This window comes from Algibacter lectus, from assembly GCF_004368925.1.
Lineage (GTDB): Bacteria > Bacteroidota > Bacteroidia > Flavobacteriales > Flavobacteriaceae > Algibacter > Algibacter lectus.
On record NZ_SORL01000008.1, the window covers coordinates 270859 to 290456 of the forward strand.

The 19598-nt window shown below is 33.7% G+C and carries 16 protein-coding genes; 8 read left to right on the top strand and 8 right to left on the bottom strand.

Features of this window, described 5'->3' with window-relative positions; genetic code table 11:
* Nucleotide 1: 1 nt before the first annotated feature.
* Nucleotides 2-1465 (top strand): glutamate synthase subunit beta, encoded by a 1464-nt coding sequence (locus tag DFQ06_RS09635; protein ID WP_133967438.1) that lies wholly within the window; start codon nucleotides 2-4, stop codon nucleotides 1463-1465.
* A 159-nt stretch (nucleotides 1466-1624) separates the two neighbouring features.
* Here DFQ06_RS09635 and DFQ06_RS09640 read toward each other — a convergent pair whose 3' ends face one another.
* A complete protein-coding gene (locus DFQ06_RS09640; protein ID WP_133967440.1) occupies nucleotides 1625-2785 on the bottom strand; it encodes a hypothetical protein in 1161 nt (386 codons plus the stop codon).
* A gap of 236 nt (nucleotides 2786-3021) precedes the next feature.
* Here DFQ06_RS09640 and DFQ06_RS09645 point away from each other — a divergent pair, with 236 nt between their 5' ends.
* Nucleotides 3022-5109 (top strand): glycoside hydrolase family 88/105 protein, encoded by a 2088-nt coding sequence (locus DFQ06_RS09645; RefSeq protein ID WP_133967442.1) that lies wholly within the window; start codon nucleotides 3022-3024, stop codon nucleotides 5107-5109.
* Nucleotides 5110-5120: 11 nt separating this feature from the next.
* Nucleotides 5121-6479: a BNR-4 repeat-containing protein gene (locus DFQ06_RS09650; protein WP_133967444.1), complete on the top strand. Its 1359-nt coding sequence runs from the start codon at nucleotides 5121-5123 to the stop codon at nucleotides 6477-6479.
* A gap of 85 nt (nucleotides 6480-6564) precedes the next feature.
* On the opposite strand, the gene fbp is transcribed toward DFQ06_RS09650, so the two are convergent.
* A complete protein-coding gene (gene fbp, locus DFQ06_RS09655; RefSeq protein ID WP_074936831.1) occupies nucleotides 6565-7572 on the bottom strand; it encodes a class 1 fructose-bisphosphatase in 1008 nt (335 codons plus the stop codon).
* 124 nt (nucleotides 7573-7696) lie between these two features.
* Between fbp and DFQ06_RS09660 the strand changes: the two genes are divergently transcribed.
* Genes DFQ06_RS09660 through DFQ06_RS09670 form a run of 3 tightly spaced genes read left to right on the top strand, consistent with a single transcriptional unit; the run spans nucleotide 7697 to nucleotide 11325 of the window.
* On the top strand, nucleotides 7697-8182 hold the full coding sequence (locus DFQ06_RS09660) for a GNAT family N-acetyltransferase (protein WP_042502467.1): 486 nt from the start codon (nucleotides 7697-7699) through the stop codon (nucleotides 8180-8182).
* A 25-nt stretch (nucleotides 8183-8207) separates the two neighbouring features.
* Nucleotides 8208-9458, top strand: a complete 1251-nt coding sequence (locus DFQ06_RS09665) for an aspartate kinase (protein ID WP_133967446.1) — start codon at nucleotides 8208-8210, stop codon at nucleotides 9456-9458.
* A 31-nt stretch (nucleotides 9459-9489) separates the two neighbouring features.
* Complete coding sequence (locus tag DFQ06_RS09670; protein WP_042502464.1) at nucleotides 9490-11325, top strand: GNAT family N-acyltransferase; 1836 nt, start codon at nucleotides 9490-9492, stop codon at nucleotides 11323-11325.
* A gap of 81 nt (nucleotides 11326-11406) precedes the next feature.
* Here the strand turns inward: DFQ06_RS09670 and DFQ06_RS09675 are convergent, their stop codons facing one another.
* The 6 genes from DFQ06_RS09675 to dgt all read right to left on the bottom strand — a co-directional run bounded on the left by DFQ06_RS09675 (nucleotide 11407) and on the right by dgt (nucleotide 15974).
* Complete coding sequence (locus DFQ06_RS09675) at nucleotides 11407-11772, bottom strand: TM2 domain-containing protein (RefSeq protein ID WP_081958594.1); 366 nt, start codon at nucleotides 11770-11772, stop codon at nucleotides 11407-11409.
* A gap of 67 nt (nucleotides 11773-11839) precedes the next feature.
* A complete protein-coding gene (locus tag DFQ06_RS09680; RefSeq protein WP_133967448.1) occupies nucleotides 11840-12604 on the bottom strand; it encodes a sulfite exporter TauE/SafE family protein in 765 nt (254 codons plus the stop codon).
* Between the two features lie 32 nt (nucleotides 12605-12636).
* The gene (locus DFQ06_RS09685; RefSeq protein ID WP_042502462.1) at nucleotides 12637-13020 is read right to left on the bottom strand and encodes a VOC family protein; all 384 of its coding nucleotides are present in this window, start codon (nucleotides 13018-13020) and stop codon (nucleotides 12637-12639) included.
* A 33-nt stretch (nucleotides 13021-13053) separates the two neighbouring features.
* Complete coding sequence (locus DFQ06_RS09690) at nucleotides 13054-13509, bottom strand: DUF1801 domain-containing protein (protein ID WP_042502461.1); 456 nt, start codon at nucleotides 13507-13509, stop codon at nucleotides 13054-13056.
* Between the two features lie 24 nt (nucleotides 13510-13533).
* On the bottom strand, nucleotides 13534-14469 hold the full coding sequence (locus DFQ06_RS09695) for a 2-hydroxyacid dehydrogenase (RefSeq protein ID WP_133967450.1): 936 nt from the start codon (nucleotides 14467-14469) through the stop codon (nucleotides 13534-13536).
* A gap of 164 nt (nucleotides 14470-14633) precedes the next feature.
* Nucleotides 14634-15974 carry a dGTP triphosphohydrolase gene (gene dgt, locus DFQ06_RS09700; protein ID WP_074936824.1) on the bottom strand — a complete coding sequence of 447 codons (1341 nt, stop codon included), beginning with the start codon at nucleotides 15972-15974 and terminating at the stop codon, nucleotides 14634-14636.
* Between the two features lie 167 nt (nucleotides 15975-16141).
* On the opposite strand from dgt, the gene DFQ06_RS09705 reads away from it, so the two are divergent.
* Both DFQ06_RS09705 and DFQ06_RS09710 read left to right on the top strand, forming a co-directional pair.
* Nucleotides 16142-16534 carry a carboxypeptidase-like regulatory domain-containing protein gene (locus DFQ06_RS09705; protein WP_052415189.1) on the top strand — a complete coding sequence of 131 codons (393 nt, stop codon included), beginning with the start codon at nucleotides 16142-16144 and terminating at the stop codon, nucleotides 16532-16534.
* Between the two features lie 271 nt (nucleotides 16535-16805).
* The gene (locus DFQ06_RS09710) at nucleotides 16806-19544 is read left to right on the top strand and encodes a TonB-dependent receptor (protein ID WP_042502457.1); all 2739 of its coding nucleotides are present in this window, start codon (nucleotides 16806-16808) and stop codon (nucleotides 19542-19544) included.
* Nucleotides 19545-19598 lie beyond the last annotated feature (54 nt).

Here is a 19598-nt window from a genome sequence, read left to right on the forward strand (position 1 = left end):
AATGGGAAAAGTAACAGGATTTAAAGAATTTGAAAGACAAGATGAAACTTACACGCCCGTAGCAGATCGTGTTAAGGATTATAAAGAATTTACCGTTCCGTTAAAAGAAGAAGAGATTACCAAACAAGGTTCTCGCTGTATGGATTGTGGTATTCCTTTTTGCCATAGTGGTTGCCCACTTGGTAATTTAATACCAGATTTTAACCATATGGTACACCAAGGTGAGTGGCAAAAAGCCTCTTGGCTATTACACTCTACTAACAATTTCCCGGAGTTTACAGGTCGTTTATGTCCTGCTCCATGTGAAAAATCGTGTGTATTAGGTATTATTGAAGATCCCGTTTCTATCGAGAATATTGAAAAAAATATTGTAGAGCGTGCTTTTAAAGAAGGCTGGATTAAACCACAACCACCAAAAACTAGAACAGGAAAAACTGTAGCCGTTGTAGGCTCTGGCCCTGCTGGTTTAGCTGCAGCTCAACAATTAAATAGAGCTGGACACACCGTTACTGTTTTTGAACGTGACGATGAAGTTGGTGGATTATTACGCTACGGAATTCCTAATTTCAAAATGGAAAAAGGAATTATCGATCGTCGTGTAAAAATATTAGAAGCTGAAGGTATCACATTTAAAACCAATGTAAACGTTGGTGTAAACTACGATGTTAAAGATTTAAAAGCTTTTGATTCTATAGTATTATGTGGTGGAGCAACCGAGAGAAGAGGTTTACCAACACCTGGTGCAGATGCAGATGGCGTAGTACAAGCTATGGATTTCTTAACACAACAAACTAAAGTGGTGCTAGGTAAAGAAGTAAAAGACCAAGTATTAGCAACCGACAAAAACGTCATTGTTATTGGTGGTGGTGATACAGGATCGGATTGTGTTGGAACTTCTAACCGTCATGGTGCAAAATCGGTAGTTAATTTTGAAATTATGCCGAAACCACCAGGACACCGTTCACCAACAACACCTTGGCCTTTCTGGCCATTACAGTTAAAAACATCTTCTTCTCACGAAGAAGGCGTTGAGCGTAACTGGTTAATTAATACCAAAGAATTCATAAAAGATGACAGTGGTAAACTAACCGCTTTAAAAACTGTAAATGTGGAATGGAAAATGGTTCCTGGAGAACGTCCACAACTTATTGAAATTGCAGGTACCGAAAAAACTTGGCCTTGTGATTTAGCGTTATTAGCTTTAGGTTTTACAGGGCCAGAAAGCACATTAGCAGATAAATTAGGTATTAAAAAAGATGCCCGTTCTAACTACAAAGCAGAATACGGTAAATACCAAACCAATGTGTCAAAAATATTTGCTGCTGGAGATATGCGCCGTGGGCAATCTTTAATTGTTTGGGCTATTTCTGAAGGTAGAGAAGCTGCAAGACAAGTAGATTTATATTTAATGGGTAAATCTAATTTACCTTCTAAAGATATTACTGGAGATTTAGTAGCTATGTAATATTGATAATAATATAGTGTATTAAAAATGCGAGCCTTAGAGCTCGCATTTTTTATGCCTTAGCATGCATGATTTTTATACTGCTATAAATATCATTTATCTTCTTCATCAAATCACGAAATCAAGGACTTAGAGTTCCTTAATTCTATTTTCGTATTATTATTTATTATCATCAAAAAAAACTAGTTCCATAGACAAACTAGTACGGTCTTTTCCTTTAACAAAGAATATAGCTATGAATTCATTAGACGCACTTAAATAGGCGTCTGAAAACTCTTGAACAGAATCTATATCTGTAAAATATTCAATCACTGATGTTAAACCCATACCGTGGTTAGAGAAAAAGATATAATGCCTACTATTATTTGGACCATTAAAACCTGAAGCTATCGCATATTCCCCCTCACTATCTCTAGAGTTTATCTTTATTATTTTATTTTCCCCTTCTTCATTCGTATAATTAAATGAATAGTGGTTAGATTCTTCTTTTTTCACTTCTAAACTAACGTTGTACGAAAAATCATTGAATAATTCATTAAATGAGCTTTGAGTAAAAAGAGGCCCTGCATAAATGGTATTGCGGTCCTTAATAGATCTTGTTTTAAAATTAGAGATAGGTCTTATAGAGAAATTATAATTGTTCTTAGTGAAAAATTGAGTAAATGGCTTTATGTTAAATGCGTTCTCAAAAACAATATAACTAAATTCACTAGGTATAAGAGATTCAAACCGCTCTGGGTTCTTTTTAGTATGTTCTAAAAAAGCTTCAACCGAATTAATTTTAGAATCTCTGTGCCAACCAGTATTGTTAAAAATAGTAGAGCCCGAATACCCAAATACATCTCCTAAATAAAGTGTTGTCTCAAACCCATTATCAAACATAGGTTTCCATACTTTATTACTTGGTTTTAATAAAAAAAAGGCAACAGCAGTAAAAACTACAAACGAAAAAATAAACCCTACAATCTTTTTTCTTTTAAGACTATTATTTTTCTTTTCCTCTCTAGCAGAAAAAGTAGTATTGTATTGCCCAGGTTTAATTGAAATAACAATAGGATCATATACTCCTTCTTCTTCATAATAACGTTTTAAACGTTTTCTAAGGTGAGATATATTTACTCTTATATTTACATCACTTTTTTTAGGATCATATCTTTTTCCAAATAATTCAAGACCTACTGTATAAGCAGTTATTGTATGTCCTTCTATCGTAGATTCAACTAAGAGTTTTAGCAAAACATTAGTGGTCGTAGATTTACTAAATGTTTTACTTTCTAATACTTTAGTTAAAGCATTAATTATTTCACTTTGGTTGAACATGTGTCTTTTTAACTCTAAATTAAATCGTATTTAATTAAATCAAAGGTAGTAAATATCAAAGACCAACCAAATAAGCTAAAATATCTCACACAAACAAAAAACACTAAACCACCAATAAACAAGGGTTCACGAGAACTTTTTACCGTAAAAACAAGCGTAAAACAACATCAACATAAAACTTATACGATTACTATAAGTTAAATTTACATCAATTCTAAAATTCAATACTCATATAAATGAAACACTTCAGCATTTTTATTATTTATATAACTATCTATACAGCTGTAAGTGCTCAAACAAGCTATCATAAATACCCTTCAATTAGCACTATTCCATTTTCAGTCATAGATGCACATACTTATGAAGAAAACAATATAAAAAGCACTATTAGAAAAGTTGCAGAATATCAAATAGAAAAATATGGAGAAGATATTCCAACAAAAAACTGGTTAGCCGGAACATTTTTCTCATCGTTCGTTGCAGCTTACAACGTAACAGGTGATAATTGGTATTTAGATAAGGCCTATGCCTGGGGAGAAAAATCGGAATGGGATATCCACAGACCCATAAACGCAGACGATATTTGTCCTGCTCAAACCTACTTAGACATTTATTTTGTAAAAAAAGACCCTAAGATTTTTAAAACCTTACATGAAAAAATTTCTGTATACTTCAACCGAAAAGAAATCTTTCCAGGAGAAAAAAATAGTAATCAAAAAACGAATCTTCCTTTAACAGGCCGTAATACTTGGAGTTGGTGTGATGCTTTATACATGGCACCACCGGTATATGCTCGTCTAGGAAAAGCCACTGGAGATAAGCGTTATTACGAAATGCTACATCGTTTATATTGGGATTCTGTTGATTTTCTTTATGCTCCGGATCAAAAACTATTCCATAGAAACGATAAAATAAAAACAGAAAAGGATCGTACTCCCAATGGCAAAAAAATATATTGGGCCCGTGGTAATGGATGGGTATTTGCTGGTTTAGCTCGCTTAATTGAATATTTACCTGATAACGACCCAATAAAAGAAAAATATATTAAGTTGTTTCAAGACATGGCGTATAGCCTAGCAAAATATCAAATGGAAGACGGTCTTTGGCGTTCAAGCTTAAACGACCCTGAATGGATAACAACTAAAGAAACAAGCGGGTCTGCCTTTTATATATACGGTATGGCCAAAGGCATAAAAGAAGGATGGCTACCTAAAGAATATTTTATATCTACAGTTTTAAAAGGTTGGACGGGACTAATGTCTTGTGTAACCCCATATGGAAAACTAGGTTATAGTCAAATCGTAGCAGGATCACCTCATGAAGTCCGACCACATGATAATGTTGATTATGCTGCAGGAGCATTTATACTAGCAGGTACCGAAATACTGAAAATCAACGCCATGTCTGAAATGAATCTACTTATAGACAATACTTTTATTCCTCGCGTAGTAGTACGGGACGGGTTTTGGCCTACATATAATAAGAATTCAGTTATTACACATCGTAATTGTTTTTTCACATCATATATTAAACACGATGGCACTGGAGCTTTAACAGCTTTTAATTTTAATAAACATCCAAATGTAAGTGCATATGCTCGTAAAGAACTAAAGTTATTTTCTAAAGAAAATGGTTTTCCAGAATTTACCCCTTCTATATTTCCTTTGCACAAAGATACTATACAGGTGACTTATGCAAAAGCTAAAAACAACTATACGTTATTGTCTCAAAATATTTATTTACCAATATGGAAGCCAATGGAAAAGAAAGGCTTAAAAGAATCAAATACTATTAATAAAAATGCTGATTGTTTACAAAATTGGCGAAATTGTTTTGAGAACAATGATATTCCGCTAATTAACTTACTTTCAAATAACGACACACTCTTTACTGTAAAAAAACAAAAGAAAAACATTCAAGTAGCATATACATCGATTGAGGGAAATAAACATAATTATTACCTAGCAAGTTTAAAACAGAACAAATGGAAAAAAGAATTATTATGCTCTTTTTCAAATGATAAAAAAAGTGACAACAATATAAAGGGAAGTATAACATTACATCCAAATAAACAGGAAGTAATAATATCAAGTGCCTTTCATCCTAAAACTAAACAGCCGCTGCCAAATGGTTTATACCAACTTTTTAGTGGTGAAAAAATAAATAAAATTTGGCAATGGAAACAATTAACTTTTAACCCGGTCCACAATCAGTTTCACCCAATTATAACTGACGGACAAAACCATGCTTTATTCTGGATGTCTGGACAGAAAATAAATGAAAAGGAATACCATACTGATATAATGATGAGTTCAAAATTTTAGAATTAAAAAAAATGAAAAACAGATTAATATTATTAGCTTTATTATTACTTACACAATTAGTAAGTAACTCACAAAGTGCATATCCTAAAATGGATGAAGAGATTAAAACATTCATGAAAGACGGTGGATGGTGTTGGTATGAATCTCCTAGAGCAATAATTCATAACGGAAAATTGATTATAGGAGCTATTAGTGGTGTAAGTGGAGATATACGTGTTGGAGTTTTTGACTTAAAAACAAATAAAAACCTTGGAGTTAGCATTTTAGATAAAAACTTTGAAATTGATGACCATAACTCACCCGTTTTTCATGTTAGACCTGACGGAAGTTTAGTTGCTGTATGGGCAAAACACGGTCATGAACAGTATCATTACTACAGTATTTCTAAGCCTAATAACTATTTAAAATGGGGAGAAAAGCAGGTTTTTGATCATGGTTTTGAAATTCCTGAAGGCAACAGATGGATGGGTGTTACTTACATGAATTTATATTCCATCAAAAAGAAAAAGTTGCTTTATAATTTTTTTAGAGATGGACACAATCGAAATCCTACTTTCATTACCTCCACTAATGAAGGTGATACTTGGGGAAACCGTACACATTTTATTGAAGATGAAGTCCCAGGAAGGAATAGACCTTATGTACGATATATGCAGAAAAACAAGGATTTAATAGGTGTTTCCTTTACTGATGCTCACCCAGCAAATTATGGTAATAGCATTTATTATGCTGATTTTGATGGGACCTCTTTTTATAATGCTAATGGAAAGAAGATTAAAGATTTATCGGAAGGTCCATTAAAAACATCTGAAGCAGATAAAATATATACTGGTAGTGAAACCAAAGAAAAATCCAAAGACTCTGGAAGTGTACCTAATGCGGCTTGGACATGTGATTTAGGAAAAGATAAAAAAGAAAGACCTTTTATTGGATATACACTGTATGTAAAAGAAAACGATATTCGTTTTCGTTTGGCTAATTGGAATGGCAAAAAATGGATAGATAGAGAAATTGCATATGCTGGCCCTGGCTTATACCCAGGTCAAAGTAGTTATTCTGGTTTAATGGCTCTAGATAATGATAATCCAAAAAATGTATTTATTTCTTCTGCCGTAGACCCTAATACGGGTAAGGTCAAAAATAAAAAACATGAAATTTATTTTGGAAAGGTGAAAAACAAAGATGAAACTTCAAAAATTAAATGGGAGCAAATCACCTATGATTCGAAGCATAAAAACATCCGTCCAATTATTATAACTGGTGAAGGCTATAAAGTGCTACTTTGGCTAGCAGGTCCCTGGCATAGTTTTCTGAATTACCAAAGTGATATTATTGGTTATGTACTAGAAAAGCCTAAAACAATTAAATAAAACAGATTTGTTTTTAACCTAATTTATTGAACAAAAAAAATGCGAACCAAAAGGCTCGCATTTTTCATTATAAAATTATTAACTATTATTTAGCGTTCTTCATAAACTCTTCACACTTTAATACCATATTCTTACTTCCACAAATAAATGGCACGCGCTGGTGAAGCTCCGTTGGATCTACATCCATTGTTCTAGTAAACCCATCACTCGCAAAACCATTAGCTTGTTCAGCTAAAAAGGCCATTGGGTTACATTCGTAAAGCAAACGTAATTTACCATCAGGATTTTTAGAACTTTGTGGGTAAAGGTAAATACCACCTTTTATCATATTTCTATGAAAATCCGACACCAAAGATCCAATATATCGAGAAGTATAAGGTCTATCTCCTTCTTCTTGTTGACAATATTTAATATAATTTTTCACACCTTGAGGAAAGTGAATATAGTTTCCTTCGTTTACAGAATAAATAGTTCCATCTTCTGGAAATTGCATATCAGGATGCGATAAGTAAAACGATCCAATCGCTGGGTTTAAAGTAAAACCATTAACACCATCTCCTGTTGTGTAAACTAGCATAGTCGATGTACCATAAACCACATAACCAGCTGCTACTTGTTCGCTTCCTTTTTGTAAAAAATCGTCTAAAGTTACAGGTGTTCCTACTGGCGTAACACGTCTATAAATAGAAAAAATTGTTCCTACAGAAACATTAACATCAATGTTAGACGAACCATCTAAAGGATCAATTAAAACAATATACTTATTTTGATGGTTTTCATCTTGACTATTTATCGCAATAAAATCATCTTCTTCCTCACTTGCAATCCCACAAACAATATTTCTTTTAGTTAACGTTTGTATAAACTTATCGTTTGCATAAACATCTAGTTTTTGTTGATCTTCGCCCTGAATATTAGTATCACCGGCAGCACCAATAATATCCACCAATCCGGCTTTGTTTACTTCATGGTTTACAACTTTTGCCGCTAATCGAATAGAATTCAAAAGGCTAGATAATTCGCCCGAGGAATATTTAAACGACGACTGATTTTCAATAATAAACTCTCCTAAAGTTTGTTTTTTGTGAGACATAAAAGTGTTTTGTTTTGTTTGTGCAAATATCTATAAAAAATAAGAAACTACAACGTTTTCGTTAAAGTTATGTACCCAAACATATTTAACTTTAAAGTATCTTTGAAAAAATTTAATTTTCATTATGGATTTTACAATAAGAAACGCCAAAAAAGAGGATATGCCACAAGTTCTCCATCTAATCAACGAGTTAGCTGTTTTCGAAAAAGAACCCGATGCGGTTGAAGTTACCTTAGCAGACTTAGAAAATGATGGCTTTGGAACCCAACCCGCTTTTCATTGTTTTGTTGCTGAAGCGGATAAAAAAGTAGAAGGCATTGCACTGGTTTACAACCGCTACTCTACATGGAAAGGTAAAATAATTCATTTAGAAGATTTAATTGTAAGTCAGAAAATGAGAGGTTCGGGTATGGGCACAGCACTTTTAGACGAGGTTGTAAAATACGGACACAATAAAGGCGTTAAACGTATAAACTGGGAAGTTATTGACTGGAACGAACCGGCTATTGCTTTCTATGAGAAAAAAGGAGCAAACGTTATGCGAGATTGGGATGTAGTTCAATTAGATGAAGCAGGCATAAAAACGTATATTGAAAAATTGAATATCTAAAATCCTTTAAATAAAACAAGTAAACATGCAAGTCTATAAATTTGGTGGAGCCTCGGTAAAAGATGCAAATGGTGTAAAAAACATAGCATCTGTTTTACAAAAAGTAGGTTATAAAAACACGCTAATAGTTGTTTCCGCTATGGGCAAAACCACCAATGCTCTAGAACTTGTTATTAAAAATTACTTTGAAAACAAGTCAGAATTACAAAGTGCCATACAAGAAATTAAAAAGTTTCATAATGAAATTTTACTAGATTTATTCCCAAATGAAGACCATATAGTTTTTAAAAAAGTGAATACTTTTTTTAGTGAACTCAACCAGTTTTTAACTAGTAATAAATCGCCCGACTACAGTTTTGTTTACGACCAAGTTATAGGTTTTGGCGAACTTGTTTCAACAACTATAATTAGCGAATATTTAAATCAAATAAACATCGCTAATAATTGGATTGATGTTCGCACACATATAAAAACCGACAACTATTACCGCAGAGCCAACGTAAACTGGAGCGCCACACAGCAATTAATTTCGAGCACATTTAATCGGTCTGTTTTAAACATTACACAAGGTTTTCTAGGTAGCGATGCCAATAATTTCACCACAACATTGGGCAGAGAAGGCAGTGACTATACTGCAGCTATTTACGCCTATTGCTTAAATGCAGAAAGTGTAACCATTTGGAAAGATGTTCCGGGTGTTTTAAATGCCGATCCGCGTTACTTTGAAAACGCTCAACTATTAAACAATATATCATATCGCGAAGCTATAGAATTGGCTTTTTACGGTGCATCAGTCATTCACCCAAAAACCTTACAACCTCTACAAGGCAAAGAAATTTCGCTGTATGTAAAATCATTTTTAAATCCGGAAGCTAACGGTACTAAAATTGGTAAAAACACCACTTTAGACCCCATGATTCCGTGTTTTATTGTGAAGAAGAATCAGGTTTTAATTTCACTTTCATCCTTAGATTTTTCATATATTGTTGAAGAAAACATTAGCGAAATATTCAGCCTTTTACATCAATACAAGATGAAGGTCGATGTTATTCAAAATTCAGCTATAAGTTTTTCTGTTTGTATCGAAAATAATTACAACAATCTCGATTCATTATTACATCATTTAAAATCAAAATTTAAGGTTGTTTGTCACCAAAACGCCTCGCTTTACACCATTCGCCATTATAACGATTTGGCAATTAATAAAATTGAAACAGACAAAACCGTGTTATTAAAACAGTTAACCCCAGAAACCGTGCAAATAGTTACTGTTTAATTAAAACGTATATTTTAGTACATTTACAGCCATGACCAACTCAACGAACATAGGCTTAGTTACCCCAAAAGAAGTAGCTAAAGCGATAAAACTAGATAAATATGGTTTTATTGGCACTTTTATTGGCTGGCTCCTTATGAAAGTGCTTAAAATATCAACCATAGATAAGTTTTATAAGCGTAATAATCACCTCGAAGGCATCGAGTTTTTAGATAAAATTTTAGAAGAATTTCAAATTAAATTCGAAATACCAGAGGAAGATTTAAAACGTCTACCTAAAGATGGTGCTTATATCACGGTTTCAAACCATCCACTCGGTGGTATCGATGGTGTTTTACTTTTAAAATTAATGCTAGAACAACGCGACGATTTTAAAATAATAGCTAATTTCTTGCTACACCGCATACAACCTATGCAACCTTATATTATGCCAGTAAACCCTTTTGAAGGGAGAAAAGATGCCAAATCGAGCATTGCTGGTTTTAAAAACTCTATTCTACACTTACGTGCCGGGCATCCGCTAGGTTTGTTTCCTGCTGGAGAAGTTTCAACTTACAGAGACGGGAAATTAGTAATCGATAAACCTTGGGAAGAATCTGCACTAAAATTAATAAAACGTGCCGAAGTACCGGTGGTACCAATATACTTTCATGCTAAAAACAGTAAGTTATTTTACAGGCTTTCTAAAATTAGCGACACCTTTAGAACAGCCAAACTTCCATCGGAGGTTTTAAGTCAAAAACGACGAATTATAAAAGTAAGAATCGGGAAACCTATTTCGGTTGCCGACCAAAAAGAACATGTTTCCTTAGATGATTTTTCTAATTTTTTAAGAAAGAAAACATACATGTTGGCTAATGCTTTTGAAAAGAAATCGAAAATACTAGATAGCATTTCATCTACATTAAAAACCCCCAAACCACCTAAAAACATTGTAACACCGGTAGACGCTGTTATTATGACAAAGGAAGTTGAAGCGCTTAGAGCAAGCGACTCTAGACTTCTAGAAAGTAAAAATTACGAGGTGTTTTTAGCTCAAGCTAAAGATGCACCAAACATACTACGTGAAATTGGCCGCTTACGCGAAATCACTTTCCGTGAAGTTGGAGAAGGCACTAATGAAGCTATAGATTTAGATGCCTTTGATCAATATTATCACCACATGTTTTTATGGGATCGCGAGCGCAACATACTTGCTGGTGCTTACCGCATGGGCTTAGGCTCTCAAATATTTGAAAAATATGGCATAGACGGCTTCTATCTTCAAGACTTATTTAGATTCGAGCCTGAATTATATAAAATGATGAGCCAATCTATAGAAATGGGTCGGGCTTTCATTATTAAAGAATACCAACAAAAACCAATGCCTTTATTTTTACTTTGGAAAGGTATAGTACATATTACCTTGCGTTTCCCAGAGCATAAATTTCTAATTGGTGGGGTGAGTATAAGTAATCAGTTTTCTAATTTCTCAAAATCGTTAATGATTGAGTTTATGAAATCGCATTACTACGATCCTTATATTGCGCAATACGTACACCCTAAAAAGGAATTTAAAGTGAAGCTGAAAGATGCCGATAAAGATTTTGTTTTCGATGAAACGGAAGCAGATTTAAACAAATTCGATAAGCTTATTGACGAAATAGAACCAGGTGCATTGCGCCTGCCTGTATTACTTAAAAAGTACATAAAACAAAATGCTCGCTTAGTAGCATTTAACGTAGACCCGCTATTTAATAATGCCGTAGACGGCTTAATGTATATTAAAATAGCCGACTTACCAGAAAGTACAGTTCGCCCAGTAATGGAAGAGTTTCAAGCAGAATTAGAACGTAAGTTTACAGGAAACACAAATACTGAATCTTAACACTTATTCTTAGTTACATAAAATGAAAAAAGCTGAAACCATAAGGTTTCAGCTTTTTTTATATCTTGAAAAAATTAAGGGTTAGAACCAACCTTTCTTTCCAACTTGATATGTATTATAAAATTCTTCATCAGATTTAGTTAAATAGATGATTCCTTCTATAAATGGAATAATACCCGCTATACCACAAGTAACAAAAGTAGCTACTATTTGAATAATACCTTCTTTAGTATATCCTAAAATAAATTTATGGATTCCTAAACTACCAATTAAAATAGCTACAACACCTGCAACTAATTTTTTATTTTCTGCGTCTAGCACTTCGCTTGCGCCTTTTGAGAATTCTGAAGCTGATTGCTTAGCTTCACCAGCTGCTTTTTTTGCACCATCTTTAGCATCGCCTAACATATCGTTAAGATCGTCGCCTAAATTTTTTTCGTCTGACATTGTTATAAGTTAAAATTTATTAGATGTTAAAGGTAATAAAAAAAATATTCTACAAAACTATTAAAACCTAACGAAATAACATTATAAGCCCGCCAATAGCAGTAGATGTAAGAATAAAATTACGATAATTAACATTTGATATGCGTTTTACTAAATAAGCACCTGTAAAAAAACCTATAATCACAACTGGAATTAAAGTAAAATTTAAAACTAAGGTCTGTTTTGTTACCGTACCCCAAACAAAAATATGAAAAGGGAGTTTAAACACATTAATTATAAAAAACAACCAAGCAGCTGTGCCAATAAATTCGTTTTTTGGAAAACGCATGGCAAGAAAATAAATATTTGAAACCGGTCCGGCCAAATTTCCGATCATAGTTGTGAAACCCGCTAAAAACCCTGCTGTTTTAGAAAACCATTTATTGGTAGGAATAGTATCTGATTTTTTACGCTCGGTATAAATCATGATTAAAACCGAACCTATTATAATGATAGCCATAAGCCGTTTAAAAACCAATTCGGAAATATCGTTACCAACCCATACACCAACTAGCACACCAACAATCATCCATGGAATTAGCTTTTTAATAATATCCCATTGTGCATGCCGATTATAATAAATTACAGCAAAAATATCGGCACAAATAAGCATGGGCAACAAAACACCAGTCGATGCTTTTTCGCCAAAAACAAAGGCTAACATAACCACAATAATAATGCCGATGCCTTTTATTCCAGATTTAGAAATCCCAAGTAAAAACACAGCAAAACCAATGGCTAACCATTGTAATGTAGATAAACTATAATCCTGAATAATTTCGAGGTAAGTCAATTAAATTGAAGTTGTATTATTCCGCTGGTAATTTACAAAAAAGCACTATCGTTAGGCTCCCAAAGCTCAATTTTATTACCATCGTTATCTAAAATCCAGCCGAACTTTCCGTACTCGTATTCTTCAACTTCACCAACAATGGTAACGCCTTCTTCTTTTAAAACTTTAAGTAACTCATGTAAATTTTCTACACGATAATTAAACATAAAATCTTTTTTAGAAGGCTCGTAGTATTTTGTGTCTTCGGAAAACGGACTCCATTGTGTAGAACAATCTTTCCCTTCTTTATCTTTCCACCAAAACGTGCTACCATAATCGTCGGTATTAAAACCTAAATGTTTTTTGTACCAATTTTTTGTTGCTTTTGGATCTTTTGTTTTAAAAAACAAACCACCTATCCCTGTTACTCTTTTCATAGCCTTATTTTTTTTCTTAGGAAGAAAGCATTATTATTTTTTTATTGAATTCTCGTAAATTTCAATCCACTCTTGGACCGTAACTTTTGCTGTTAACTCACCAATTAGCTCAAATGGAATATCCTCCATTTTTTTGAAACGCACACAGCTTTTACCCATATCGAGTTTATACTTACAGCGTTTTGAATACTCGGTAACAAACCAATCCATAAGATCGGGCTTGGCGTAAAGTAACATACTATATACGGCTATAAAGTTTTTCTGATTTGCCAAATTCATGAATGGCAGGGGTAATTTATTATCACAATGATAACCGCTAGGATAAACCGTATGCGGAATTACATACCCCAACATACCGTAACTTATGTGCTCTACAACGCCTTTTGGTAAATTATCTAGTATTTGCTCGCGCAACTTATTTACGGCTACTTTCCGATCTTCGGGTAACGCATTTAAGTAATCAGTAACGGTTGTAGCTTTAGTTGGCATACTTTTTATTTTGAAAACATAAAGTTAACAAAATTTAGCTAGAACCTTATCTACTATAGTTTGTGCTAGTTTTTCTTTACTTTCTATAGTCCAGCCAGCAACATGCGGTGTTAAGAGCACGTTTTCCGAATCTATTAAATATTGAAAAGCTTCGGGCATGCTACTTGTAAATAAATTCTCGAAAGATGCTTTTTCGTATTCTAAAACATCGAGTCCAGCACCTAAAACTTTTTTAGATTTTAAAGCGTTCATTAAATCGGTAGTCACTACACTTTTTCCGCGTGCTGTATTTATTAGCCAGAATGGTTTTTTAACAGCATTGATAAACTCAGCATTTATCATGTTTACCGTTAGTGGCGTTTGTGGTGTATGCAAGCTTATTACATCTACTTTTTCTTGAAACTCGGCTAATGTTACTTGTTTTGCATTTGCATCGCCTACATTGGCTTTTATATCGTAACATAACACCTCAACATCGAAACCTCTAAGCTTTTTAGCAAAGGCTTTCCCCATATTTCCGTAACCTATTAACCCAACAGTTTTTCCGTCGAGCTCGATACCTCTATTGGCTTCGCGAAGCCATTTGCCTTCGCGTACTTCGGCATCGGCTTTGTTTAGTTTATTAAACAATGATAAAAGCATACCTAAACTATGCTCGCCTACGGCATTACGGTTTCCTTCGGGTGCGGAAACTAAATACACACCTTTTTGTTCGGCATAATCGCAATCTATATTTTCTAAGCCTGCACCTACTCTACCTATAAATTTAAGATTTGTAGCCGCATCTAAAAATTGCTTATCGATGGTGAAACGGCTACGCAAAACAATACCATCATATTCACCAATTTTAGCTTCTATTTCAGGTTTTGTAGAAGTATAATCTTCGTGATTTGTGAAGCCTGCTTGGGCTAATTGCTCAATTAATAATTCGTGATTGGTATCGAGGTGTAAAATTTTCATGAGATAAATTTATAATATTTTAACGACTAAACTTTAAGGTTTAGCCGAATTTGCGTTAGGGATTGAACGGCTTGTTTGAGCTCTTTTTGTGTTGTTGCACCTATTGCAACACAAAAAAGCGAGTAGTGAAAGCCCGACCCTTGGGTAACGCCCAAACTATGGTTTTAAAATCCGATTCCTTTTATTTTTTTGTATTCTAAAATGGCTTTACTATCGGACAGCAAAGACACGTAATAACACACGCTAGATAGGCGCTTATATAGACTTGTGCTGGTGGTATTGATGTTTTTTGGCAAGCTTTTTAGTATAAGTTTGTCGTAATTTGATGCCGTGTTGTTAAAGCCGTTGTTTACTGCTGTGGCGTAGGTATTTAGCAGAGTGTTTATAACGCCGTAACCTGCAATTTCTTTATCGACGACTTCGGTAGATTGGTAAACGTTATCGATACTTATTTTTATAATATCGTTTATTTGTGCTTCGTATTGACTTTTATCGAGCAATCCGGTATCGAAAGTGCCATTTAAAATAGCTTCTTCGTTATCCATAAAAATATCTACAGCTTCGTTTATTAGCGAGCCAATAGAGAGTGCACGTAGGTAACCTATACGGTCTTCTTTGGTAGAAAGCGCATAATAACTTTCGGGTCTAATATTATGACGAATAATTTTTGAAAGGTATTCTAACGCATATTCTTCTTGAATAAGTCCAAGGTTGATACCATCTTCAAAATCGATTATGGTGTAGCAAATATCATCGGCGGCCTCTACCAAAAATGCTAATGGGTGGCGTGAGTAGCTAATATCGCTTTCACTTCGTTTTATTAAACCAAGTTCGTTCGCAACATCTTGAAAAGCTTCTTTTTCACTTTGAAAAAAACCGTATTTTTTATCGGCTATATGTTTTGTTGGCTTTTTAGGCAAGGACTCTTTTGGGTATTTCATGAAAGCACCTAGTGTGGCGTAACACAACCTTAATCCACCAGGGCGTCCTGCACGATCTTCGGTTAAAATTTTGAATCCGTTAGCATTACCTTCAAAATCGCAAAGATCTTGATATTCTTTATCTGTCAACTGGCTTCGGAAATTTTTTCCCGCTCCTGTTATAAAAAATTCACCTATTGCTTTTTCTCCTGAATGTCCAAATGGTGGATTACCAATATCGTGCGCTAAAGCTGCTGCGGCTACAATGGCTCCAAAATCGTTAGCTTGATACCCCAATGAACTTTGTAAATGCGGGTGTTTTTCTAGTAGTTTTTTACCAACCAAACGGCCAAGCGATCTACCCACAACACTAACCTCTAAACTGTGGGTTAATCTGGTGTGTACAAAATCGGTTTCAGATAATGGAATAACCTGAGTTTTATCTTGTAAACTTCTAAATTCTGATGAAAAAATAACACGATCGTAATCGACCTCGAAGCCTAAACGGGTTTCGTCTTGCTCTTTTCTAATACGTTTATTGGTGTCGCCAAAGCGCTTTAAGGATAGTAATTGCTCCCAGTTCATGGTAAAAATTTATGTGCAGGCAAGATAACATTTCCTATTAAAACATAAATAAAAATTCGCTTAACATTAGGGTAACGTTTTAATTACTGTTGTTTAATAATTACGTAACCTTAAAATTACGTTTGTGCCTTTATTTTGCAGAGCAAAATATTTTTATCTAAAAAGTAATGAAACATATTTTTTTAATATTCGCTTTTTTATCATCGGCCATTATGTTTGCTCAAGATGGTGCAACTATTAAAGGTAACGTGCTAGACTTAGAGGCTAACAATACACCTCTAGAAATGGCTCGTGTATCTATTAAAGAAACTGGAGATAAAACAATATCAGATCAAGAAGGTAATTTTACACTTAAAGGGTTAAACCCTGGTACATATACCGTATCACTAAGTTTTGTAGGTTACGAAACTAAAACTATAGAAGTTAACGTCGCCGCTAACCACACCACACAAATTAAAGAATCTTTAGGAGCTAATACTTTATCTTTAGATGCTTTAATGCTAACCTTAGCAAGCTCGGACAAAAATGAAACGGCTACAATTACTACTGCTAGTAACTAAAACCGTTTTACTCACTATATTCAAAAAACAGCCTTCGTTTAACGGAGGCTGTTTTTTTTATGGATAAATCTAAATCAACAAACGCGACGAATATTACACCTCTCTTTATAAACATGTTTTTTAATGTTAACTGAATGTAAACGATATTAAAGAATACAGCTTTTCAATTAACATTTATCTAACACTTTTATTACAGTTATTTAATCCGCAGGTAACGTTTAGTTTTTAAACCGTTGGTTTCTTTGCAACGACAAAAAAATAGATTATAATAATGAAAAAATTAATACTAGTACTTACGCTTTTAATAACTGCGTTTTCTTTTGCTCAGACAGGATCTATAGTAGGAAAACTAACAGATAAAGAGTACAACAACGAACCTTTAGCATTTGCCAATGTAATTATTAAAGGTACAACAACAGGTACAACATCGGACTTTGATGGTTCTTACGCTTTAAACAATCTAGAAGCCAAAGACTATATATTAATAGTAAGTTTTGTTGGGTACCAAACTCAAGAAATACCTGTTACTGTAGTTGCCGGACAAGAACTAAAACTTGATGTAGTAATGAGTGCAAGTGCTGCCTCTTTAGACGAGGTTGTTATCACAACTACAACCCGAAGAGCAAGTGAAACAGCGCTTTTATTAGAACAGAAAAAAGCCGTTGTAATAAAAGAAAGTATTGGAGCAGAACGTTTATCTAAAATTGGTGTTTCTGATGCCGCTGTTGCAACTACTAAAATAGCAGGAGTTTCTAAAAGTGAAGGTTCTGGAGATATTTACATTAGAGGTTTAGGAGATAGATACCTTTCTACAACCATGAACGGTTTACCAATACCTTCTGATGATGTAAACAACAAAAACATTAACCTTAACTTGTTTTCAACTAACATTATTGAAAATGTTGGAATCAGCAAAACATATTCTACGTCTAGCTACGCAGACCAAACTTCGGGTAATGTTGATATTACTTCAAAAGGCTATTCTAAAAAAGGAGCATCTGTTAGTTTAAGCTCTGGTTACAACACCAATGTATTAGGTTTAGACGGCGGTTTTAAAAGAAGTGTTGCCACAGAAGATGCGACTTTAGGGTTTCATAAAAAAGAATACGCACTTGTAGATTTAATTACAAGACAAAGTTGGGATCCACTTAAACAAAAAAGTACTGGGAATTATGGCGTTTCACTTTCTGGTGGTCAAAAATTTGAAGTATTTGGAAAAGAACTTAAAGTATTTGTTGCGGGTTCTCACTCTAAATCTTCAGAATACCAAGAAGGTCTTTTTAGAAGTTACAGATCGAACATCTTAGATAATGAATTTACAGACACCGAATCTTTTACTACTAAAACAAACACAACAGGTTATGTTAATTTAGGATTAAAACTAAATGATGACCACAGGCTTAAAATTAGTAGCTTATCTGTTAATACAAGTAACGATAATGTTTACGAGCAAGGTAGAAATGGTGAAGGTTATGTTTTTGATCAAGATCCACAAGAAGATGGTGCTTTTGTAAGAGACCAAAACTTTAAACAAACTATTTTATTAGTAAATCAAATTGAAGGTTCTCACCAAATTAAAGAAAACAACAAACTAACTTGGGCTGCTGGTTACAACTATGTTTTAGCACAAGAACCTAACAGAGTTAGAAATGAAGCTAATATTTTAGATGAAAACACCGTGCAATATGCTCACGTTGGAGATTTTCAACAAAGAAAGTCTAGTCAAAAAATTGAAGATACTGAATACAATGCCTATATTAACGACGCCATTTCTTTTGGAACGTTAGATGAAGATGATAATCACCCATTTAAACTAAACTTCGGAGCTAACTTCCGTCAAAAAGACAGAGTATTTAGCTCATTATTTATTGGCGTTAGAGCAAGAGGTTTTCAAGTACCGTCTGTAGATCAGTTTTCTGAAACATTTACTACAGAAAATTTCGAAAACGGCTTAGTTTTAAGAGAAAGAGAAGCCGATAGATACGATGCCGATTTAAACGCTATGGCTGGTTATGCTAATTTAGATTTCCACTTAGGACAAAAATTATCTGGTAATGGAGGTGTACGTTTTGAGCGTGATGAAATTAACGTACTTTGGGACGTAGCTAACTACGTTGGTCGTGTTGGTTCTATTAAAAAAGAATATTCTAAATTATACCCAAGTTTAAACTTAAAATACACTTTAAATGATAAGCACTCCGTTCGTTTTGCTTCTAGTTTAACGCAAACCTTACCAGAGTTTAAAGAACTTGCACCTTTCGAATATGTATCGCCAACAGGTCGTGTAACAAGAGGTGATCCAGATTTAGAAAAATCGGATGTTTTTAATGTTGATTTCAAATATGAATTTTTCCCTTCAAAAGGACAATTAATTTCTGCTACAGCATTTTATAAAGACATTAAAAACCCAATTAACTTAGCACAAACTAGAGGTTCTTCAGGTATATTTGAATATGCGAACACAGGAGATAACGCTAATATTTTTGGTTTTGAATTTGAAACTAGAATTGAACTTCTTAAAAATGAAGATGAAGAAAGCCTTTTAGATTTTAACACCAACATTACTAAAATGTGGTTTAATCAAGATTTATTAGAAGATTTTCAATACAAAGGCATCACAGAATCTGATTTACAAGGTGCTTCAGACTTAATCTTAAACAGTTCTTTAAGCTATAACAGTAAAACTGAAAAAGAGTTTAACGCTACATTAACCGGAAACTACTCTTCAGATAAAGTATTCGCTTTAGGATCGCCAGAAGATTTTAGTAATAGTGCTGTACTTTATAATGATGAAATTATTGAAAAAGGATTTTTCACTCTAGATTTTGTTGTAAGCAAAATGCTAACTGAAAAGTTACAAATTAAATTAGTTGGTAGAAACTTACTAAACCCAGACATTCAACAAACACAATTAGTAAGAAATATTAATACAGGTGTTGAAACTGACGAAGTGGTGCTTTCTTATAAAAAAGGAGCTCAATTAAACCTAAGCTTAAAATACGATTTTTAATTCTAAACAAGAATCTATTTAAAACCTTCAAAACAAACCTGTAAAATGGTTTTA